We start from the raw sequence: 20,160 nt of genomic DNA, 5'->3' as shown, positions 1-20,160 counted from the left end.
ATGAAACTCACCGATTTCAAGGTGATGACCTTTGACGTGGTCGGCACGCTGATCGACTTTGAAACCGGCGTGCTGAACGCCATCCGCGAATTGGGCGGGCCGAAGGCGGCCGCCGCCAGCGATTACCAGATCTTTGAACCCTATCTGCGCGGGCGCGACAAGTTCTATGGCCGGTCGTCCTTTGCCTTCCGCGATGTCTATCTGTCCATCGCCGAAGAAACCGGCTTCGACAGTTCCGAGGCCGTGGCCAACGCGTTCCAGTTGTCGGTGCTGCGCTGGCCCGCCTTTGCGGATTCGGTGGATGCGCTGGCCCGGCTGCGCAAGAACTTCCGCCTTGTCGCCATGACCAATGCCGATCGCACCGCCTTTACCGCCTATGAACATACGCTGGGCCGCCCGTTCCACGACGCCGTGACCTGCGATGAGACGGGTTATGCCAAGCCCGCGCCGGAATTCTTTGCCTTCAACAAGGGGCGGCAATCGGCCTTTGGCTTCAAGCAGTCGGAAATCCTGCATGTCGCGCAAAGCCAGCATCACGATATCGGCGTGGCGCGCGAACTGGGCTATACAACCTGCTGGATCCAGCGCCGCGCGGGCCAGGAAGGCTTTGGCGCCTCGCCCATCCCGAAGGTGGTGACGACGCCGGATTACCATTTCACCACGCTGAAGGAACTGGCCGACGCAGTGGATGCGGAACTGGCGGCCCAGCGTCTGGGGGCTGCGGCGTAAATGACCCTGCCCCCGCTGCCCGATATCGACAGCCTGTGGCGCGACACCGCGCCTGCTGCACCCGCGCCGCATCCCGTGCCGGGCGATGTGCAGGCGGATGTCGCCATTGTCGGCGGCGGCTATACCGGCCTGTCCACCGCGCGGGCGCTGGCCGCGCGCGGGGTGGATGTGGTCGTGCTGGAGGCCAACCGGCTGGGCTGGGGGGCATCGGGGCGCAATGGCGGGGTGATCTCGGGCAAGTTCCGCCTGACCTTTGCCGAGATGGCGCGGCGCTGGGACATCGACACCGCCCGGCGGATGCATGATATCGGCGTCGAGGCGGCGCAGAATATCGGCGCGCTGCTGGAGGATTTCGGCATCGACGCGGATTATCGCGGCTCGGGCTCGCTGCGCTGTGCCCACCGGCCCGAGGCGCTGGAGGCGCTGCGCGCGGAATGCGACTGGCTGCGCGGCACGCTGGGCGATGATGCGGTGTCGATGATCGGCCCGGATCAGATGGCCGAGGAAACCGGATCGCGCGATTTCTGCGGCGGCATGCTGAACCTGCATGGCGGCGTGGTCCATCCGCTGAAACTGCATCGCGGTCTGGTGGCCGGGATGCGGGCGCGGGGCATCCGTCTGCACGATACCAGCCCCGTCACCGCGATCCGGCGCGTGCAGGACGGCCTGCATCTGCACACGCCCGGCGGCATCGTGCGCGCAGGGCAGGTGGTGATGGCGACCGATGCCTATGCCAGCCTGACCCCCGCCACCCGTCCGGTCGAACGTCGGGTGGTGCCGTTCCGCTCGGCCATGATCGCGACGCAGCCGCTGACCGGCACGCCGGGGCAGGCGCTGCTGTCGCAGGGCCGCAGCTATACCGAGACACGGCGCATGATGCGCTGGTTTCGCAAATCGGGCGACCGGCTGCTGTATGGCGGGCGCGGCGCCTTTGGCAAGGATGACAGCCCGGCGGCCTTCGCCGCGCTGGAACGCGCGATGCGGAGCCAGTTTCCGGAATTGCAGGGCCTGCAGATCACGCATCGCTGGTCCGGGCTTGTCGCCATGACCATGGACAGCCTGCCGCATCTGGGACGGCTGGACGACCGCATAACCTATGCCATGGGCTATAACGGCACGGGCGTCGCGCTGTCGAACTGGATCGGCCCGCATGTCGCAGATCTGGTGCTGGGCCAGACGCCCGATGCCGGGCTGATGGGCCGGCTGCCCCTGCCCCCCGTGCCGCTTTATCCGGTGCGCGAAATCGGCGTGCGGCTGGTCGCGGGCTGGTATCAGTTCCTTGACGCTGTTGGAAAATAATCAACCAAAACAAACATAACGGGAAGGTAAGACCATGAATACCGCATTCAAGACGACCACCCTGACCGCGCTGGCGCTGTGCCTTGCCGGGCCGGTCCTGGCCGAGGAAATCACCTTCGTGTCTCAGGGCGGCGCCTATCAGGAAGCCCAGACCAAGGCGATCCTTGATCCCGTGACCGAGGCGACCGGCATCACCATCAAACAGGACAGCAGCCCCGATGCGTGGCCCGTCCTGCGCACCCAGACCGCCACCGGCAAACCGATCTGGGACGTGATCGACACCCCCACCAAGGACTGCATCCGTGGCGGCGAACAGGGCATGATCGAGCCTCTGGACATGGCCAACATGCCCAATGTCGCTGCCATGCCCGAAGAGCTGCGCGACCAGTGGTCGGTGGCCTATGAATTCTATTCCAGCGTGCTGGCCTATAATGCCGATGCCTATGGCGACAACCCGCCCAAGACCTGGGCCGATTTCTGGGATGTGAAGAAATTCCCCGGCACCCGCGCCCTGCGCAATCACCCGCTGGCCACGCTTGAGGCCGCGCTGATGGCCGATGGCGTCGATCCCAAGGACATGTATCCGATGGATGTGGACCGCGCCTTCAAGAAGCTTGAAGAGATCAAGCCCTATATCAGCGTCTGGTGGACCTCGGGCGCGCAATCGGCGCAGTTGCTGGCCGATGGCGAGGTGGACATGACGATGGCATGGAATGGCCGCGTTTCGGCGATCAAGGCCGAAGGCGCGCCGGTCGATTTCACCTATAATCAGGGCATCCTGCAATATACCTCGCTGTGTGTGCTGAAGGGCGCGCCGAACGGGGCGACGGCGATGAAGTTCATCAACGCCGCCATGGCCCCCGAAATTCAGGCCAATTTCCCGGAATATATCGATTATGGCCCGGGCAACCCGGCCGCTTATGACACCGGCAAGATCAGCGCCGAGCGCGCCGCCGAAATGCCGAACTCGCCCGAGAACGCCGCCAATCAGGTGCTGAACTCGGCCGCGTGGTGGAGCAGCGCCGAAGGTGACAAGGCGCTGGAACGCTGGGCCGCCTTCGTCCAGCAGTAACGCGATCAGGGGCGGCGTCCGCGCCGCCCCGCAGCCCCAAGGCCGGAACGGACGACCATGACCGACACCACAACCCCCGAGGAGCGCCGGGAACGCCGGATGATCCTTGCCCTGCTGGCCCCGGCGCTGATCGTCGTCGGCCTGCTCTTGATCACGCCGCTGATCTGGATGGCGTGGCAATCCTTTCGCGGACCGGACGGGTTCACGCTGACGCATTACGCGCGCTTCCTGACGGACGGGGTCTATCTGTCGTCGTTTCTGCAGACCTTCCGCATCGCCTTTCTGGTGACCATCGCCAGCATCGTGATCGGCTATCCCATCGCCTATGTCGCGGCGAAATCGCAGGGCATCTGGCCGCCGATCATCCTTGGCATGGTGCTGCTGCCATTCTGGACCAGCGTTCTGGTGCGGGCCTATGCGTGGCTGATCCTGCTGCAACGGCGCGGCATCGTGAACACCGCGCTGACCAAGGCCGGGATCATCGACCAGCCGCTGATCCTTGTGAACAACGAATTCGGCACGGTCATCGCCACGCTGCATATCCTGCTGCCCTTCATGGTGCTGCCGCTTTACGCCACGATGAAGAAGATCCCGTCCGAGCTTGAGATGGCGGGCGCCAGCCTTGGCGGCGGCGGCGGCCTGGTGTTTCGCAGCGTCTTTCTGCCGCTGTCGATGCCGGGCGTCATTGCCGGGTCGGTGCTGGTCTTCGTGCTGACGCTGGGCTTTTACATCACGCCCGAGCTTCTGGGCGGCGGGCGCACCTTCCTTGTGTCGATGCTGGTGTCGCGCAATATCGAGATCTACAACGAATGGGGGGCGGCCTCGTCGATCTCGGTCGTGCTGATGGCGCTGGTCTTTGCGATCTTCCGGCTGGCCAGCATGATCATCCCCTTTGAACGCATCATGGGCACGAGGTAGCGCCATGCAACTGACCCCCGCAACCGTTGCGCTGCGCGTCTTTGTCATCATTGCGCTGCTGTGGCTGATCATTCCGGTGCTGATCATCGTGCCGATGTCGTTTTCCAGCGCGCGGTTTCTGGCCTTCCCGCCGCCCGGCTGGTCGCTGCGCTGGTATGAAAGCTATCTGGGCAATCCGGGCTGGATGGCCGCGACCCGCACGAGCCTGATCATCGCAGTCAGCAGTTCGCTGATCGCCACGGTCATCGGCACGGCCGCCGCCTATGCCCTGAACATGAGCCAGTCGCGCTGGGTCCGCAATCTGCAGATCGTGCTGCTGCTGCCGCTGGTCGTGCCCATCGTCATCATCGCGGTCGGGGTGTTTCTGGTCTATGCGCAGGTCGGGCTGATCGCGACGCTGACCGGGCTGATCCTGGCCAATGTCATGCTGGGGATGCCCTATGTCATCACCTCGGTGCTGGTGGGTCTGCGCAAGTTCGACCCGACGCAGGAAATGGTGGCGCGCAGTCTGGGCATGAACCGCTGGCGGGCCTTCTTCACGGTGGTGCTGCCGCAGATCCGGCCCTCGGTCATCACGGGGACGCTGTTCGCCTTCATCTCGGCGCTGGATGAGACGGTGGTGGCGATCTTCATTTCGGGCGGCGACAACCAGACCCTGACCAAGCGCATGTTCACCGCGCTGCGCGATGAGATCGACCCGACCATCGCGGCGATCTCGACCATGCTGACGGCGATTTCCTTCCTGATGGTGATCCTGATGGCACTGAACGCCCGCAAGTCGCGCTGATGCAGACCGATATCTTGATCCTTGGCGGCGGCTCGGCGGGCTGCGTTCTGGCCGCGCGCCTGTCCGAGGACGCGCGCCTGAACGTCACGCTGGTCGAGGCCGGGCGCGATCTGCTGCCCGAGACGCCCGCGACCATCTCGGCGCGGTATCCGGGGCGCGCCTATCTGGATCCGCGCAATCTGTGGCAGGGGCTGTCGGCGCGCTATGGCGGGGCCGCACGGCGGTATGAACAGGCGCGCATCCTTGGCGGCGGCTCGGCCATCAATGCGCTGATGTCGAACCGCGGCGCGCCTGCCGATTACGACGAATGGGCCGCGCTGGGGGCCGAAGGGTGGGATTGGGCCAGCGTCCTGCCCTATTTCCGCAAGCTGGAAACCGACCGCGATTTCAGCGGCGATCTGCATGGCGACAGCGGCCCGCTGAAGATCCGCCGCCCCGATGACGCGGCGCTGCAGCCTTTCGTGGCGGCGGTGATGCAGGCGCTTCAGGCGCAAGGCCATCCCATCCGCCCCGATCAGAACGGCCCTTGGCAGGATGGCGTCTTTCGCGGCGCGGTCGGGCAATCGGATCAGGGCACGCGCCAGCCGACATCGCTGGTCTGGCTGACGCCGCAGGTGCGGGCGCGACCGAACCTGCACATCCTGTGCGACCATCAGGCCCTGGACCTGCTGACCGAGGACCGCCGCGTGACAGGCGCCCGGATCGCCGGGCCGCAGGGGACCAGCCGCATCACCGCCGCTCGCACCATCCTGTCGATGGGCGCGGTCCACAGCCCGGCCATGCTGCTGCGCGCGGGCATCGGCCCGGCAGCCGAGTTGCAGGCCATGGACATCGCCCCGCTGGCCGATCTGCCGGTGGGCCGGAACCTGATGGAACATCCGTCGATCGCGCTTGGCGCGTGGCTGCCCCCGGCCCTGCGCATCCGCGACCCGGCCGAACATCACGAACAGGGCGTCTGGCGCTACAGTTCGGGGCTGGCGGGCACGGGCGACATGCATGGCGCGATCCTGTCGCGCTCGGGCTGGCATTCGGTGGGCAAGCGCATCGGCTCGATCTTCTTCTGGGTCAACAAGTCGTTTTCGCGCGGGCAGGTGCGGCTGGCATCGCCCGATCCGCTGGCCGCGCCGCAGGCCGATTTCAACATGCTGTCGGACCCGCGCGACCTGCAACGGCTGAAGGATGCCATCCGCATGGGCGCGCAGGCGCTGGCCGGTCACGCCACGGTCTTTCCCACCAGCTACACGCCGCGCGTGGCGCGTGTGGCGGGGCCGGGGCGCTGGAACGCCCTGCAGCGCGGCGCGTTGTCGGCCCTGCTGGACGCGGCGGGCCCCATGCGCGCCGCGCTGATCCACGGGCTGGTGACGCAGGGCGTGACGCTGCGCGGATTGCTGGCCGATGACGCCACGCTGGGGGCGTTCGTGCGCGCCAATGTCGGCGGCACATGGCACGCGTCGGGCACCTGCCGCATGGGGCGCGCGGGCGATCCCGCCGCCGTCACCGGCCGCGATGGCGCGGTGCATGGCATTGCCGGGCTCTATGTCGTAGATGCCTCGTTGATGCCGTCGATCCCATGCGCCAATACGAACATTCCCACGATCATGCTGGCCGAGCGCATCGCCGACCTGCTGAAGGCCCAGAAAGGATAATCCCATGCCCCATCGCATTGCTTTGATTCCCGGCGACGGGATTGGCGTTCCCGTGACCGATGCCGCGATGGCGGTTGCGGCGAAAGCTGCGCCCGGCCTGCTGGAGACCGTCAGTTTTCCATGGTCCTGCCAGACCTATCTGGAGACCGGGCGCATGATGCCCGAAGACGGGATCGAAACCCTGCGCGGCTTTGACGCGATCTTTCTGGGCGCGGTCGGCTGGCCTGCCAAGGTGCCCGACAGCGTGTCCTTGCACGGGCTGTTGCTGCCGATCCGCAAGGCCTTCGTGCAATATGCCAATATCCGCCCGCATCGCCTGCTGCCGGGGGTCGTCGGCCCCTTGCGCAAGGAAGACTTCGACATCCTGTGCATCCGCGAGAATACCGAGGGCGAATATTCCGGCGCGGGCGGGCGCGTGCATCAGGGCACGGCGGATGAGGTCGCGGTGGAAACCGCCATCTTTACCCGCGCGGGTGTCGAACGCATCCTGCGCTTCGGCTTTGAACAGGCGATGACGCGGCGCAGGAAGCTGGCCTCGGTCACCAAATCCAATGCGCAGAAATACTCGATGGTGTTCTGGGACGAGGTGACGCGCGAGCTGTCCGCCGAATTCCCCGAGGTAGAGGTCAGCCATTACCACGTCGATGCCATCGCCGCCCGCATGGTCATGGCGCCGGAAACACTGGATGTGGTCGTGGCCTCGAACCTGTTTGGCGACATCCTGACCGATCTGGGCGCAGCCATTCAGGGGGGTCTGGGCTTTGCGGCCTCGGCCAATATCGACCCGACCCGCAAGGGCCCGTCGATGTTCGAGCCCGTCCACGGCTCGGCCCCCGATATCGCACATCTGGGCGTCGCCAATCCCATCGCCGCGATCTGGTCGCTGGTGATGATGCTGGACCATCTGGGCGAAGCCGCGACCGCCGCCCGCATCATGGCCGCACTGGAGGCCACGACCGCGCAGGGCATCGGCACCGTGCCGGGCAAGAACACCACCGATGAAATCACCGCGGCGGTGCTTGCCGCATTGGAGGCATGAGGATGCTGGACGCGCTTGTCAGTCCCGATCTGCTGCGCCAGCAGGCGCTGATCGGCGGGGAATGGGTCGATGCGCAGGATGGCGCGGTGCTGGAGGTGACGAACCCCGCCACCGGCGCGGTCATCGGCACCGTGCCCGACATTCCCGCCGCCCAGACCCGCGCCGCGATCGCCGCCGCCGATGCCGCCTTTCAGGACTGGCGCAAGCGCCCGCATGCTGAACGCGCGGCACTTCTGGACCGCTGGCACGACCTGATGCTGGCCCATGCCGACGATCTGGCCCGCATCCTGACCATGGAACAGGGCAAACCCCTGTCCGAGGCCAAGGGCGAAATCGCCTATGGCGCCAGCTTCATCACATGGTTCGCCGAAGAGGCGCGGCGCATCGACGGCAGCGTGATCCCCGCGCCGGGCAATGACCGCCGCATCCTGACGCTGAAGGAACCCGTGGGCGTCTCGGCCATCATCACGCCGTGGAACTTCCCGAATGCGATGATCACCCGCAAGGTCGCGCCTGCGCTGGCGGCGGGCTGCACCGTGGTCATCAAACCCTCGGAAATGACGCCGTTTTCGGCGCTGGCTCTGGGCGTACTGGCCGAACGCGCGGGCATTCCTGCGGGTGTTGTCAACATCGTCACCGGCCTGCCCACCGCCATCGGGGCCGAGCTGACGGCCAGCCCTGTCGTCAGAAAACTCAGCTTCACCGGCTCGACCCGGGTGGGATCGCTGCTGATGGCGCAATCCGCGCCCACGGTAAAGCGGCTGTCGCTGGAACTGGGCGGCAATGCGCCCTTCATTATCTTTGACGATGCCGATCTGGATCGCGCGGTCGAAGGGGCGATTGCGTCGAAATTCCGCAATGGCGGGCAGACCTGCGTCTGCTCGAACCGGATTCTGGTGCAGGCGGGGGTGCATGACGCCTTTGCCGAAAAGCTGTCGGCGCGGGTGTCTGCGATGAAGGTCGGCCCCGGCACCGATCCCGGCACCGAGATCGGCCCGATGATCAACCGCGCCGCCATCGACAAGATCGACCGCCATATCGCCGATGCCGTGGCCAAGGGCGCGACCATTGCCGCGCAGGCCGCGACGCCCGCCGGGCAATATGCCGCGCCGACCGTGCTGACCGGCGCCACAACCGAGATGGAGCTGGCCAGCGAGGAAACCTTCGGCCCCGTCGCGCCCCTGTTCCGCTTCCAGACCGAGGACGAGGCCATAGCCCTTGCCAACGCCACCCCCTTCGGCCTTGCCGCCTATTTCTATACCGAGGACATCCGCCGCGCCTGGCGCGTGGGCGAGGCCCTGGAATTCGGCATGGTCGGGCTGAACACCGGCGCGATCTCGACCACCGTCTCGCCCTTTGGCGGCGTCAAACAATCCGGCCTTGGCCGCGAAGGCGCGCGGCAGGGCATCGACGAATACCTTGAAGTCAAGGCGTTCCATATGGGGCTGTGAGGGGCGATGACGATCTTTCAGCCGCTTGACCTGCGACATCTGGAGGGTGCGGTGCGGCTATCTCGGGCGGCGGGCTGGCCGCATCGCCGTGAGGATTGGAAGCTGGTGGTCTCGATCAGCAGGGGCGTCGTGGCGCTGGATGCGGGTCAGATCGTCGCCACCGGCATCGTCACGCCCTTTGGCGGCGTCGGCATGGTCAACATGATCATCGTCGACCAGAACATGCGCGGGCGCGGGCTGGGAAGGCAGATCATGGAACGCGCCATGGCGCAGATCCATCCCGCCCAGTGGCGACTGGTCGCCACGCCTGCGGGGCAGCCGCTATACGAAAAGCTGGGCTTTGTCGCCTGCGGACAGATCCGTCAGCATCAGGGCACGGTCACAGACCTGCCTGCGGTTCAGACGGTCCGCTGGGCCACGCAGGACGACATGGCCGGCATCGCCGATATGGACCGCGACGCGCTGGCCGCCGATCGCGGCAGCCTGCTGCGGGCCTTGCAGGGGCGGGGCCGGATCGCCATCCGCCCCGGCAAGGGCTATGGCGTGATCCGCGATTTCGGACGCGGGCGGCTGATCGGCCCGGTCGTGGCCAAGGACCTGGCCACCGCCAGGGATCTGATCGCATTTCTGGCACATGGCCTGACAGGCGGGTTCATTCGCGTCGATACGACAGAAGAATCGGGTCTTGGCCCGTGGCTGGCCGAAATCGGGCTTGCCGAGGCCGACCGCGCGGTTGCAATGCAGACGGACGACGCCCGGCCCACCGGCGCGTTCACCCGGTTTGCGCTGGCCGCGCAGGCCTTGGGCTGAGGGAAAAAGGAACTGACATGCTAAGCAATTCGCTGATCGAGCTGGACCGCGCGCATCTGGTCCATCCCGTCGCCTCATGGCGGGGACACGAGGCCTCGGGCGCACGGATGCTGGTCAAGGCCAGCGGCGCCACCGTGACGGATGCCGAGGGCAAGGAATTGCTGGACGGTTTCGCCGGTCTGTGGTGCGTGAATGCGGGCTATGGCTATGAATCGGTGGTCGAGGCCGCGGCGCAGCAGATGCGCGACCTGCCCTATGCGACCGGCTATTTCAGCCTTGGATCGGAACCCGCCGCGCGTCTGGCGGCGCGTCTGGCCGAACATGCGCCGGGCGATCTGAACCATGTCTATTTCACGCTGGGCGGCTCGGATGCGGTGGACAGCACGGTGCGCTTTGCCCGGTATTACTGGCACTCCAAGGGCCAGCCGCAGCGCGATCAGTTCATCTCGGTGGCGAATGGCTATCACGGGTCGTCGACGGTCGGCGCCGGCCTGACCGCATTGCCGCTGTTTCATGCGGGCTTCGGGATGCCCTTGGACTGGCAGCACAAGATTTCGTCGCATTACGCCTATCGCAACCCGGTGGGCCGCGATCCGCAGGCCATCATCGACGTCTCGGTGGCCGAGTTGCGCGCCAAGATCGCCGAGCTGGGCCCCGAGCGTGTCGCGGCCTTCTATGTCGAGCCGATCCAGGGCTCGGGCGGCGTGCTGGTCCCGCCCAAGGGCTGGATCGCGGCCATGCACGCGGTCTGCCGCGAACACGGCATCCTGTTCGTCGCCGATGAGGTCATCACCGGCTTTGGCCGCACCGGCCCGATCTTTGCCTGTATCGAGGAAGGCATCGTCCCGGACATGATGACCACGGCCAAGGGGCTGACCTCGGGCTATGTGCCGATGGGCGCGGTGTTCCTGTCGGATGGGGTCTTCAACACCATCGCGGATGGCGCGGGTGCTGCGGCGGTCGGGCACGGCTATACCTATTCGGCCCATCCGGTCAGCGCGGCGGTGGGTCTGGCGGTGCTGGATCTGTATGAGGGCGGGCTGTTCGACAATGGCATCGCCATGGGGCAGCGCCTGATGGCCGGGCTGCAATCCCTGGCCGATCACCCGCTGGTGGGCGATGTGCGCGGGCGCGGCATGCTGGCCGCGGTCGAACTGGTCGTGGACAAGGACAAGAAGACCCCGCTGCCCGCCGCAGCCGCCGCCGCGACCCGAGTGTTTGACCGCGCGTGGCAGAACGGTCTGGTCGTGCGCGCCTTTGCCCAGGGCGTCATCGGCTATGCCCCGCCCTTGTGCTGCTCGGAATCCGAGATCGACGCCATCGTCGCGCGCACCCGCAAGGTGCTGGACCTGACGCTGGACGATCCCGACGTGCGCGCGGCCATGGCCTGATGGCGCTGCTGTTTCTGTCCGATGCCGCGCGGGGCGAGGTGTTCCGCGCGGCCTTCGCCAAGGCTCTGCCGCAGGTCGCGTTCCATGTGCAGCACGCGCCCGATCCGGCGGCGGTGCGCTGGATCGTGACATGGACCTGCCCGGATCTGAGCCTTTATCCCAATCTCGAGGTGATCTTTTCCGTCGGCGCGGGCGTCGATCAGTTCGATCTGTCGGCGATCCCGCCGCAGGTACAGATCGTGCGAATGCTGGACCCCAGCATCGCCCAGCAGATGTGCGGCTATGTCACCATGGCCGTGCTGGCCATGCATCGCGACCTGCCGGGCTATCTGGCCCAGCAGGCGCAGGGCCTGTGGCAGGACCGCCCCGCCACCCCCGCCGCGCAGCGCCGCGTCGGCGTGATGGGTCTGGGCCAGCTGGGCCTTGCCGCGCTGCAGGCGCTGCGGCCCTTTGGCTTTGCGCTGTCGGGCTATAACCGCTCGGCCCGGCAGATCGAGGGCGTGGCGTGCTTTACCGACCTGCCCGCCTTTCTGGCGCAGACCGATATCGCCGTCTGCCTGCTGCCGCTGACGCAGGACACGCGCGGGCTGCTGAACCGCGAGTTGTTCGCAGCCCTGCCCGCAGGCGCGCGGCTGGTCCATGCCGGGCGCGGCGCGCAACTGGTCAGCAAGGATCTGATCGCCGCGCTGGACAGCGGCCATTTGGCGGGCGCGGTGCTGGACGTGACCAACCCCGAACCCCTGCCCCCCGACGCCCCGCTGTGGCGGCACCCGAAGGTGATCGTGACCCCCCATATCGCCACGCGCACCGACGATCATGCCGCAGCCGCGCATGTCGTCGCAGGCGTCGGCGCCAGTCTGGCGGGGCAGATCCCGCCCGGAGCCATCGACCGCAGCAAAGGATATTAACAAACCGCCTCATTTAACCTTTTTGTTTTATGATCCCGAGACTCGTGCTAATTTAACCTTATGGTTAATCGAGAATCGGCATTGGATGACATCTTTCAGGCGCTCAGCGACGCGACGCGGCGGCAGATGCTGCGCGACCTTGCACAGGGCGAACGCACGATCGGCCAGCTTGCCCAGCCGCACGGCATGTCTTTGGTCGCGGCATCGAAACATGTGAAGATGCTGGAACGCGCCGGTCTGCTGCGGCGCGAAATCCGCTGGCGCAGCCATGTCTGCCATTTGCAGGCCGCGCCGCTGGCTGCGGCTTACGCCGAAATCGGTGCATATGAACGCTTCTGGACCGGCGCGCTCGACCGGCTGGACCAGTTGCTGCGCGACGAAGACAGCACATCCGAAACATCCCCAAAACACGGAGATACGGCATGAACACCCGGCACATCACCGACGAATATGGCATGATGACCGACGACGCGACGCTGGTGATCCAGCGCTGGCTGCCCGGTCCCGCCGACCGGATCTGGCGCTATCTGACCGAGGAAGACCTGCGCCGCAAATGGCTGGCCTCGGGGCAGATGCCGCTGGTTGCCGACGCGCCCTTTACGCTGGTCTGGCGCAATGACGATCTGTGCCGCGCCCCCGACCATCGCGGCCCGGACCGGCCCGAGGAAGAAAGTCTGCAATCGCGGGTGATCGCCGTCACGCCGGGGCGGGAACTGACCATCGCATGGGGCCATGGCGACGTGACCTTTTTGCTGGAACCGCAGGGCGACAGGGTGCTGCTGACCGTGACCCATCGCGGACTGAGCGATCCCCGGACGCGCAATCAGGTCGCGGCGGGCTGGCACACCCATCTGGATATTCTGGTCGCGCAAGCGAACGGCAAGGCGGGCCCGTCCTTCTGGATCACATGGAACCGTCTGCAGGACGATTATGCCGTAAGGCTTGCCAGCTAGGCGACAGGGCGTCACGGCGGCGGGGGCGAACCCTTGTCACGGCGCAGGGGACGGGGCGTCACGGGTTGCAGGGGAAAACCTGCATCCTGCCACGCCTCGGCCCCGCCTGAAAACCAGTACAGTCGGGAATGCCCCATCTCATGCAGGCGTTTGGCCGTGTTCCAGCTGACCCAGCAATCCACCTTGCAAAAGACCACGATCGGCATGGCCTTGTCGCCATGGGTCAGCGCGGCAAGGCTGTCGTTCAGATAGTGCTGCTGCCACGGCTCCAGCTTGCCCCAGCCCACGACGGGCAGCCAGACCGCACCGGGCAGCGATTGCCTGCGTTCCGGCGTCAGCCATGTGCCGTCATCGGCAATGGTGTATTGCTGCAAGCCCAGCACGTCCAGCAGCAGCGCCCCCTGCGCGCGCAGTTGCTGAACCTGCCGGGCGGTGACGGTCTGTGCGCCGGGGGCCTGATCGGGCACCGGCGCGCGGTAGCTGGCGATGCGATAGCCTGCCGCATCGAACAAGGCCTGCGCCGCGGCGATGCCGGGGGCGGCCAGCAGCGCAGTCAGACACAGCGCGCGTATAAGACCATTGGACAATATATCGCCTCGTGTTTTCGCAGAAACCTGATCGCAGGGACCGATGGTCGCGACAGGGAGCGTGGCAGATGCTAGCAAACCGCAGGACGACGGCATATCCGACTGAAGTTCACCCCGGCACCGCGACATGAGCGGGCTGCTTTCGCATCTGCTGCCGGGAGAAGATGCCGGGCTGATCCGCCCGGCCTTCGGCAAGGCGGCGGTCGGCGGCGATGATTTCGGCGCCGGGATGTGGCCGCTGCATCTGGCGGAATATCTGGGCGATCCGACGCATTGGCGCCACGATCCGGGGATGGTCGTGCTGGCCCCCCGCGCGGCCGAGGATTCCAGCCATGTGCCTTTCCTGATCGACGCCACCGCCCTGTCCGGCCCGGTGCAGGATATCGTGGTGACCATTGATTACAGCCCCTTTGCCCATGCGCTGACCTTCCAGCCCGGCCGCGCGCTGCCCTTTCTGAGCTTCGGCGTGAAATACGAGGTCGCGGGCGCGCTGCGCGCCTCGGCCCGGATCGGACAGGGCTGGCATGTCGGCGCGGCCTGGGTCAGCGCGCTGGGGGGCGGCTGCAGCGCGCCCGCCACGGTGCATGCGCGCCCCGACTGGCAGCAGGGATTCGGCCAGATGCGCGCCCGGCTTTGGCCCGAAACCGGGCGGCTGGTGGTGAATATCCGCCACCCGCAGGATACCGGGCTGGCCGATGGCATCCCCGCCCATCACCTGACCGAACTGGAGCTTCTGGACACCGACGGCGCCCGGATCGCCCATCTGGAACTGCACGAACCGCTTGAGGAAAACCCCTCGTTGACCTTCATCCTGCCGCCGGAACTGGCGGCGCATCCGGTGACCATCCGCGCCCGCGACAATCTGGCGGATATGTTCACCGGCACCGTCAGGCCCGACACATGACCACCACACGCATGTCCCGCAGACAGGTTCTGGGTGCTGCGGCTGCGGCGGCGCTGCTGCCGGTTCCGGCCATGGCGCAGGCCCGGCGCTATGATCTGGCGCCAACGCAGGTTGCCGACGGGGTCTGGATGATCGAGGGCCTGCGCGAGGTCTTTACCCGCCAGAATGGCGGCGCGATGGTGAATGTGGCGCTGTTGCAGACCTTGGCCGGGGCGGTGGTCATCGACACCGGATCGACCGCCGCCATGGGGGCCGAGATCCGCGCCTTTGCCGATCAGCGCATGGGCGGCGTGGCGCTGGTCATCAACACCCATCACCATCCCGACCACTGGTTCGGCAACGCGGCCTTTGGCGACAGCCCCAGCATCGCCCCCGCCCCGACCATCGCCGCCTGCACGCAATTCGGCACGGATTTCGCGGCCTCGCTTTACGCGATCCTTGGCACATGGATGTCGGGCACCAAGCCGCAGCCCGCGCGGGACGCGACACAGGACGGCCCGCTGGTCATCGGCGGGCGCAGCCTGCACCTGACCCAGCTTCAGGGCCATACTGCGGCGGATCTGATCGTCTCCGACGCGGCAACCGGCACGCTGATCGCCGGAGACCTGCTGTTTCTGGACCGCGCGCCCAGCCTGCCGGATGCCGATTACACCGCATGGCTTGCGGCACTGGACCAGTTGCAGGCCCTGCCAGTCTCGGGGACGATCCCCGGCCATGGGCGCTATCACCGCGACGATGCGGCGCTGGTGCAGACCCGCGCCTATCTGCAACAGACCCGCGCGCGGCTGGATCTGGCGGCCCGTTCCGGCCTGACCCGGATCGAGGCGATGTCGGCAGGCCCCGTTCCGGAATATGCCCGGCTGGGCGCGAACCCGGAAGAATACCTGCGCTCGGTCGTGCGGCGCTGGGACGATCACGAAAGCGCCGCATTGCCACTGGTCGGCGGGCTGTAACGCGCGGCCATGACGCGGAAGGTATCACGCAGTCTCGCGCAATCGCGACTGCGCCATATTACTATATCCTGTTGAATACGCTGGGTTAAGCAATTTTCTGATCTGCGAAATGTGCCGCCTATTCGACCAATGGACAATTTATCGTGCGCAGATTTGTGGCGAAATGAATCCACTGACAGGGGCGTCACAGCCCGGCAACACCAAGGACAGAATCATGCTCCGCAAGCCCGCAACGCTCGCCGCACCGATGATCTTTGTCGCCGCCATGGCGTTCGCGCATGGCGATACGGCACCCCGCGCGGTCGACACGACCGGCCTGCCCGACCTGCCCGAGGAGATGGCCACCGAAAACCCGTGGCGCGGCGCCGAGGGCGATCTGCTGTTCAAGGCGGTCGAGATCGGCGGCAAGGGCTTCAACAGCAACTGCGCCCGCTGCCATGGCCTTGAGGCCATCTCGGGCGGTCTGGCCCCCGATCTGCGCTATCTGGAGGCCAATGAATTCGGCGACGAATGGTATCTGGACCGCGTTCTGCACGGCTATGAACAGAACGGCGCGGTGAAGATGCCGCCGTTTCAGGACATCCTCAGCCAGGAAGCGGTCTGGGCGATCCGCACCTATATCGAGACGCGCCCTGATGCCGATGAAATGGCCGAACGCAACAGCGACATCACCGCGCTGCGCGACCGGGTGAAGGCACTGCCTGCCACCGCCAGCGCCGAAGAGGTCGAGGCCGTCGCCGCCGATCTGGACAAGACCGGGGACGAATTTGAAACGCTGTCCGGAGCCCCCCGCTCGGTCAGCGCCTTGCAGCAGGCAGCGCATCTGCTGCGCACCGGCGCAAGCCACGCGCCGATGGCGACCGAGTTGATCTCGGGCCTGCTGCGCAACTGACCCGCGCCCTGCGCCGGAGGAGCGGCGCAGGGAATGCAGAAACGACAGGGACATGGCGCTAGGCCACCCGGAACGGAGGAGAACAGCCAGATGAACGCCTTTCTAAGAATGACGGCGGCCAGCGCGATTGCATTCGCCTGCGCGGGTGCGCTGCTGACGCCCGCCCACGCCAAGGATGTGACATGGGAAGACATCCTTGCCGACAGCGAAACCACGAATGACGTGCTGATGTATGGCATGGGCAACAACGCCCAGCGTTATTCGACCCTGACCCAGATCAACGCCACGAACGTCAAGCATATGCGCCCGGCATGGGCGTTTTCCTTTGGCGATGAAAAGCAGCGCGGTCAGGAAACGCAGGCCATCGTCCATGACGGGGTGATCTATGTCACGGGATCCTATTCGCGCATGTGGGCGCTGGACGCCAAGACCGGCAAGCGGCTGTGGAAATTCGAGGCCCGCCTGCCCGAAGACATCCGCCCCTGCTGCGATGTGGTCAACCGAGGTGCTGCCATCTATGGCAACAAGGTCTTTTTCGGCACGCTGGATGCCAGCATCTATGCGCTGAACAAGGACACCGGCAAGGTCGAGTGGCGCAAGAAGTTCGAGGACCACAAGATCGGCTATACCATGACCGGGGCGCCGACCATCGTGAAGGACAAGGAAACCGGCCGCGTCATGCTGATCCACGGCTCGTCGGGCGACGAATTCGGCGTGGTGGGCAAGCTCTATGCCCGCGACGTGGACACGGGCGAAGAAATCTGGATGCGCCCCTTCGTCGAAGGCCACAAGGGCAATCTGGAGGGCAAGGAAAGCACCGTCACCGGCGATCCAGCCGCACCAAGCTGGCCCAACAATCCCGATGGCAGCAAGGTCGAGGCATGGAACCATGGCGGCGGCGCGCCGTGGCAATCGGCCAGCTATGATCCGGACACCAACACGATCATCGTCGGCGCGGGCAACCCTGCCCCATGGAACACATGGGCCCGCACGCCGGGCGACAGCCTTTACACCTCGGGTCAGGCCTATGTGAACCCCAAGGATGGCGAACTGATCGGCTTTTACCAGCACACGCCCAACGACGCATGGGACTTCTCGGGCAATAACGAGATCATCCTGTTCGACTATACCGACAAGGACGGCAAGACCCACCGCGCCGGTGCCCATGCCGACCGCAACGGCTTTTTCTATGTCACCGATGTCGATGCGCTGTCCAAGCGTGGCGGCGATATCAACCGGCCCACGGCGCTGCTGAACGCCTTCCCCTTCGTAGACGGCATCATCTGGGCCAAGGGGATCGACCTGCAGACCGGGCGTCCCATCGAGAACGAAGGCCAGCGCCCGCCGCTGCCCGCCGAGGGCGAGGACAAGGGCGCGACGATCGAGGTCTCGCCGCCGTTCCTTGGCGGCAAGAACTGGAACCCGATGGCCTATAGCAAGAAGACCGGGCTGTTCTACGTTCCCGCGAACCACTGGAAGGAAGATTACTGGACCGAGAACGTGACCTATCAGGCGGGGGCCGCCTATCTGGGTCAGGGTTTCCGGATCAAGAAGCTGTTTGACGACCATATCGGCACGCTGCGCGCCTTCGATCCGGCGACGGGCGAAAAGAAATGGGAACACAAAGAGCAATTCCCGCTTTGGGCGGGGGCGCTGGCGACCGCGGGCGATCTGGTCTTTACCGGCACCTCGGACGGGTTCGTCAAGGCCTTTCAGGCCGAGACCGGCGAACAGCTCTGGGAGTTCAACACCGGCTCGGGGATCGTGTCGCAGCCGGTGACGTGGGAACTGGACGGCAAGCAATATCTGGGCATCGCCTCGGGCTATGGCGGCGCGGTGCCGCTGTGGGGTGGCGACATGGCCACGCTGACCACGCAGGTCAGTCAGGGCGGCTCGTTCTGGGTCTTCGAGATCCCTGATGAGCTGCTGACCGCCAGCAAGTGACACACGCGGCGGGGCCTGATCCGGGCCCCGCCCTTTGCCATCGGAGACAAGCCATGTCGAAACTTCTGACTGTTCTTGCGGCGCTGTTCGTGACCACCGGCATGGCCAGCGCCAATGATCCCATCGCACAGGGTGGCTTTCCCGTCATCGTCGATGAGCCGACCCCGCGCGAAGGCCCGCTGGTGATCGCGGGCTGCGAGATCAAGCCGGGCGCCTCGTGTCCCGGCGCGGATCTGCGCCATGCCGATCTGCGCGGGCTGAAGCTGAACGGCATCAACCTGACCGGCGCGAACCTGATGCGCGCCGATCTGTTCGGGGCCGAGATGAAGGGCGCGGACCTGTCCGGGGCGGACCTGCGCGGGGCCGATCTGGAAATGGGCCAGTTGCAGGGCGCGGTATTTCGCGATGCGAACCTGACCGGGGCCAATCTGGATTACACCCGCCTGTCGGGCGCGGATTTTTCCGGCGCCGATCTGACCGCCGCCACGCTTGAGGCGGCGATGGCACCCAAATCGAAATTCGTGGGCGCGACGATCATCGGCGCGAACCTGATGGAGACCAAGTTCTACAATGCCGATTTCGCCAATGCCCGGCTTGAGGGGAACCACATCCCCTATGCGATCTGGGAAGGCGTGCATATGGAGAATTGCACCGGATGCCCCGTCAACTGGTGATCGCCCTTGGGATCGCCGCGCTGGCCGGTCCGCTGACCTGTGCGCTGGCCGGTCCGGCCGACGCGCGCGATCTTGGGCAGTCTGTCGCCCGCTGTCAGGCGATTGCCAGCGACAGCCAGCGGCTGGCCTGCTTTGACGCCCTTGCCGCGCCGGGGGCCATCGCCAGCTTTTCGGGCAAGGGCAGCGGCATCTCGCAGCCGTTCCAGATCGACGCGCCTGCGCGGCTGAACTTCAGCAGTCAGGACGTGGTGATGGTGATCTATCTGCTGGATGCGGCAGGGGCGGTGGTCCAGAACCTGCACCGCGCGGGCGCGGGCGATGGCACATTCCTGATCCGCCAGCCGGGCCGCTACAGCGTGCAGGTCAACGCAACCGGGCTTTGGCAGATCCAGATCGTGCCGGAAACCGCCCCCGCCGAGGCGGGCGGATAAATCGGGTTTGTTTCGCACCGCACCCGGTGTCATTCTGATGACAGGCGCGCCCCACCGGCGCGAAGGAGGAGAAAACGCCATGCCCCAGTCCATCGCCAGGGCCGATCACGCGCAGGGATTCGCCCATGCGCTGATCGTCGACGATCACCCGCTGTTCTGTGATGCGCTGGCCATGACGCTGACCGGCCCCGTGGGCATCGCGCAGGTGGAGACCGCCCGCACGCTTGAGGCCGCGATCCAGCACATCGCGCAGCGCGGCATGCCCGATGTCGTGGTGCTGGACCTGAACCTGCCCGATGTGAACGGCATCGACGGCGTGGTGCGGATGCGCCAGATGGATGCGGAGCTGCCGATCATCGTCGTGTCCTCGATGACCGATCTGCGCGTGGTACGCGCGTCCCTGCAAGCCGGAGCCACGGCCTTTCTGCCCAAACATGCCGAGCGCGAGGAGATCCGCGAAGCCTTCGTCACCATCGCCAGCGGCGCGCCGCATTCCAGCCGCAAGGTGCTGGACAACAGCGCCGCCACGCCGTCGGAAGAAGCCGTGCAGCGGCTGGCGCAACTGACCCGCCAGCAGGCCTGCATCCTGCAACTGGTCTGCGCGGGGCTGATGAACAAGCAGATCGCCTATGAGATGTCGATCGCCGAAACCACGGTCAAGGCGCATGTCACCGCGATCATGCGCAAGCTGGGCGTGCAAAGCCGGATGCAGGCCGTGCTGCTGGCGCAATCGACCAGCTTCGCCGCCCTGTCGAAAGAGGGCTGAGGCCTG

21 protein-coding genes are annotated in these 20,160 nt (G+C 66.1%); 20 read left to right on the top strand and 1 reads right to left on the bottom strand.

Annotated elements, in window-relative coordinates; all coding sequences use genetic code 11:
* The 13 genes from GL284_RS08445 (at position 1) to GL284_RS08385 (ending at position 13,003) form a co-directional block, all read left to right on the top strand.
* Positions 1 to 729, top strand: coding sequence for an HAD-IA family hydrolase (locus tag GL284_RS08445; protein ID WP_155044159.1), 729 nt, complete (start codon positions 1 to 3; stop codon positions 727 to 729).
* Positions 730 to 2,028, top strand: coding sequence for an NAD(P)/FAD-dependent oxidoreductase (locus tag GL284_RS08440; RefSeq protein ID WP_155044158.1), 1,299 nt, complete (start codon positions 730 to 732; stop codon positions 2,026 to 2,028). It begins immediately after the preceding gene.
* A 34-nt stretch (positions 2,029 to 2,062) separates the two neighbouring features.
* On the top strand, positions 2,063 to 3,100 hold the full coding sequence (locus GL284_RS08435) for an ABC transporter substrate-binding protein (protein ID WP_155044157.1): 1,038 nt from the start codon (positions 2,063 to 2,065) through the stop codon (positions 3,098 to 3,100).
* Positions 3,101 to 3,157: 57 nt separating this feature from the next.
* Positions 3,158 to 4,018: an ABC transporter permease gene (locus tag GL284_RS08430; RefSeq protein ID WP_155044156.1), complete on the top strand. Its 861-nt coding sequence runs from the start codon at positions 3,158 to 3,160 to the stop codon at positions 4,016 to 4,018.
* 4 nt (positions 4,019 to 4,022) lie between these two features.
* The gene (locus tag GL284_RS08425) at positions 4,023 to 4,805 is read left to right on the top strand and encodes an ABC transporter permease (protein WP_155044155.1); all 783 of its coding nucleotides are present in this window, start codon (positions 4,023 to 4,025) and stop codon (positions 4,803 to 4,805) included.
* A complete protein-coding gene (locus GL284_RS08420; protein ID WP_155044154.1) occupies positions 4,805 to 6,451 on the top strand; it encodes a GMC family oxidoreductase in 1,647 nt (548 codons plus the stop codon). The genes GL284_RS08425 and GL284_RS08420 overlap by 1 nt, the downstream gene beginning before the upstream one ends.
* A 4-nt stretch (positions 6,452 to 6,455) precedes the next feature.
* Entirely contained in the window at positions 6,456 to 7,490 is a 1,035-nt protein-coding gene (locus GL284_RS08415; protein ID WP_155044153.1) for a tartrate dehydrogenase, read from the top strand.
* A 2-nt stretch (positions 7,491 to 7,492) separates the two neighbouring features.
* Positions 7,493 to 8,941 (top strand): NAD-dependent succinate-semialdehyde dehydrogenase, encoded by a 1,449-nt coding sequence (locus tag GL284_RS08410; protein WP_230382984.1) that lies wholly within the window; start codon positions 7,493 to 7,495, stop codon positions 8,939 to 8,941.
* 6 nt (positions 8,942 to 8,947) lie between these two features.
* Complete coding sequence (locus GL284_RS08405) at positions 8,948 to 9,751, top strand: GNAT family N-acetyltransferase (protein WP_155044151.1); 804 nt, start codon at positions 8,948 to 8,950, stop codon at positions 9,749 to 9,751.
* A 17-nt stretch (positions 9,752 to 9,768) separates the two neighbouring features.
* Positions 9,769 to 11,142 carry an aminotransferase class III-fold pyridoxal phosphate-dependent enzyme gene (locus GL284_RS08400; protein ID WP_155044150.1) on the top strand — a complete coding sequence of 458 codons (1,374 nt, stop codon included), beginning with the start codon at positions 9,769 to 9,771 and terminating at the stop codon, positions 11,140 to 11,142.
* Complete coding sequence (locus tag GL284_RS08395; RefSeq protein WP_155044149.1) at positions 11,142 to 12,050, top strand: 2-hydroxyacid dehydrogenase; 909 nt, start codon at positions 11,142 to 11,144, stop codon at positions 12,048 to 12,050. The genes GL284_RS08400 and GL284_RS08395 overlap by 1 nt, the downstream gene beginning before the upstream one ends.
* 81 nt (positions 12,051 to 12,131) lie before the next feature.
* Complete coding sequence (locus tag GL284_RS08390; protein WP_230382982.1) at positions 12,132 to 12,476, top strand: ArsR/SmtB family transcription factor; 345 nt, start codon at positions 12,132 to 12,134, stop codon at positions 12,474 to 12,476.
* Positions 12,473 to 13,003, top strand: coding sequence for an SRPBCC family protein (locus tag GL284_RS08385; RefSeq protein WP_155044147.1), 531 nt, complete (start codon positions 12,473 to 12,475; stop codon positions 13,001 to 13,003). The genes GL284_RS08390 and GL284_RS08385 overlap by 4 nt, the downstream gene beginning before the upstream one ends.
* A gap of 11 nt (positions 13,004 to 13,014) precedes the next feature.
* Here the strand turns inward: GL284_RS08385 and GL284_RS08380 are convergent, their stop codons facing one another.
* Positions 13,015 to 13,590 carry a rhodanese-like domain-containing protein gene (locus GL284_RS08380; protein ID WP_196216745.1) on the bottom strand — a complete coding sequence of 192 codons (576 nt, stop codon included), beginning with the start codon at positions 13,588 to 13,590 and terminating at the stop codon, positions 13,015 to 13,017.
* Between the two features lie 127 nt (positions 13,591 to 13,717).
* Between GL284_RS08380 and GL284_RS08375 the strand changes: the two genes are divergently transcribed.
* The 7 genes from GL284_RS08375 (at position 13,718) to GL284_RS08345 (ending at position 20,154) form a co-directional block, all read left to right on the top strand.
* Positions 13,718 to 14,494: a quinoprotein dehydrogenase-associated SoxYZ-like carrier gene (locus tag GL284_RS08375; RefSeq protein ID WP_155044145.1), complete on the top strand. Its 777-nt coding sequence runs from the start codon at positions 13,718 to 13,720 to the stop codon at positions 14,492 to 14,494.
* A complete protein-coding gene (locus tag GL284_RS08370; RefSeq protein ID WP_155044144.1) occupies positions 14,491 to 15,447 on the top strand; it encodes a quinoprotein relay system zinc metallohydrolase 1 in 957 nt (318 codons plus the stop codon). The genes GL284_RS08375 and GL284_RS08370 overlap by 4 nt, the downstream gene beginning before the upstream one ends.
* A 214-nt stretch (positions 15,448 to 15,661) precedes the next feature.
* Positions 15,662 to 16,339 (top strand): cytochrome c-550 PedF, encoded by a 678-nt coding sequence (gene pedF / locus GL284_RS08365; RefSeq protein WP_230382981.1) that lies wholly within the window; start codon positions 15,662 to 15,664, stop codon positions 16,337 to 16,339.
* Positions 16,340 to 16,429: 90 nt separating this feature from the next.
* Complete coding sequence (locus GL284_RS08360) at positions 16,430 to 18,283, top strand: PQQ-dependent methanol/ethanol family dehydrogenase (protein WP_155044142.1); 1,854 nt, start codon at positions 16,430 to 16,432, stop codon at positions 18,281 to 18,283.
* Positions 18,284 to 18,336: 53 nt separating this feature from the next.
* Positions 18,337 to 18,957 (top strand): pentapeptide repeat-containing protein, encoded by a 621-nt coding sequence (locus tag GL284_RS08355; RefSeq protein ID WP_155044141.1) that lies wholly within the window; start codon positions 18,337 to 18,339, stop codon positions 18,955 to 18,957.
* On the top strand, positions 18,939 to 19,388 hold the full coding sequence (locus GL284_RS08350; RefSeq protein ID WP_155044140.1) for a hypothetical protein: 450 nt from the start codon (positions 18,939 to 18,941) through the stop codon (positions 19,386 to 19,388). Before GL284_RS08355 ends, GL284_RS08350 begins: the two co-directional genes overlap by 19 nt.
* Positions 19,389 to 19,467: 79 nt before the next feature.
* Positions 19,468 to 20,154: a response regulator transcription factor gene (locus GL284_RS08345; protein ID WP_155044139.1), complete on the top strand. Its 687-nt coding sequence runs from the start codon at positions 19,468 to 19,470 to the stop codon at positions 20,152 to 20,154.
* Positions 20,155 to 20,160 lie beyond the last annotated feature (6 nt).

Source organism: Paracoccus shanxieyensis (assembly GCF_009711265.1).
Taxonomy (GTDB): domain Bacteria; phylum Pseudomonadota; class Alphaproteobacteria; order Rhodobacterales; family Rhodobacteraceae; genus Paracoccus; species Paracoccus shanxieyensis.
The sequence above is the reverse complement of the archived record's forward strand: the minus strand, read 5'-3'. Positions and strand labels throughout refer to the sequence as shown.

Bases quoted from the DNA above. Each gene is read 5' to 3' on its own strand.
- GL284_RS08445 (WP_155044159.1), top strand. From the start codon at position 1: ATGAAACTCACCGATTTCAAGGTGATGACCTTTGACGTGGTCGGCACG.
- GL284_RS08440 (WP_155044158.1), top strand. From the start codon at position 730: ATGACCCTGCCCCCGCTGCCCGATATCGACAGCCTGTGGCGCGACACC.
- GL284_RS08435 (WP_155044157.1), top strand. From the start codon at position 2,063: ATGAATACCGCATTCAAGACGACCACCCTGACCGCGCTGGCGCTGTGC.
- GL284_RS08430 (WP_155044156.1), top strand. From the start codon at position 3,158: ATGACCGACACCACAACCCCCGAGGAGCGCCGGGAACGCCGGATGATC.
- GL284_RS08425 (WP_155044155.1), top strand. From the start codon at position 4,023: ATGCAACTGACCCCCGCAACCGTTGCGCTGCGCGTCTTTGTCATCATT.
- GL284_RS08420 (WP_155044154.1), top strand. From the start codon at position 4,805: ATGCAGACCGATATCTTGATCCTTGGCGGCGGCTCGGCGGGCTGCGTT.
- GL284_RS08415 (WP_155044153.1), top strand. From the start codon at position 6,456: ATGCCCCATCGCATTGCTTTGATTCCCGGCGACGGGATTGGCGTTCCC.
- GL284_RS08410 (WP_230382984.1), top strand. From the start codon at position 7,493: ATGCTGGACGCGCTTGTCAGTCCCGATCTGCTGCGCCAGCAGGCGCTG.
- GL284_RS08405 (WP_155044151.1), top strand. From the start codon at position 8,948: ATGACGATCTTTCAGCCGCTTGACCTGCGACATCTGGAGGGTGCGGTG.
- GL284_RS08400 (WP_155044150.1), top strand. From the start codon at position 9,769: ATGCTAAGCAATTCGCTGATCGAGCTGGACCGCGCGCATCTGGTCCAT.
- GL284_RS08395 (WP_155044149.1), top strand. From the start codon at position 11,142: ATGGCGCTGCTGTTTCTGTCCGATGCCGCGCGGGGCGAGGTGTTCCGC.
- GL284_RS08385 (WP_155044147.1), top strand. From the start codon at position 12,473: ATGAACACCCGGCACATCACCGACGAATATGGCATGATGACCGACGAC.
- GL284_RS08375 (WP_155044145.1), top strand. From the start codon at position 13,718: ATGAGCGGGCTGCTTTCGCATCTGCTGCCGGGAGAAGATGCCGGGCTG.
- GL284_RS08370 (WP_155044144.1), top strand. From the start codon at position 14,491: ATGACCACCACACGCATGTCCCGCAGACAGGTTCTGGGTGCTGCGGCT.
- pedF (WP_230382981.1), top strand. From the start codon at position 15,662: ATGCTCCGCAAGCCCGCAACGCTCGCCGCACCGATGATCTTTGTCGCC.
- GL284_RS08360 (WP_155044142.1), top strand. From the start codon at position 16,430: ATGAACGCCTTTCTAAGAATGACGGCGGCCAGCGCGATTGCATTCGCC.
- GL284_RS08355 (WP_155044141.1), top strand. From the start codon at position 18,337: ATGTCGAAACTTCTGACTGTTCTTGCGGCGCTGTTCGTGACCACCGGC.
- GL284_RS08350 (WP_155044140.1), top strand. From the start codon at position 18,939: ATGCCCCGTCAACTGGTGATCGCCCTTGGGATCGCCGCGCTGGCCGGT.
- GL284_RS08345 (WP_155044139.1), top strand. From the start codon at position 19,468: ATGCCCCAGTCCATCGCCAGGGCCGATCACGCGCAGGGATTCGCCCAT.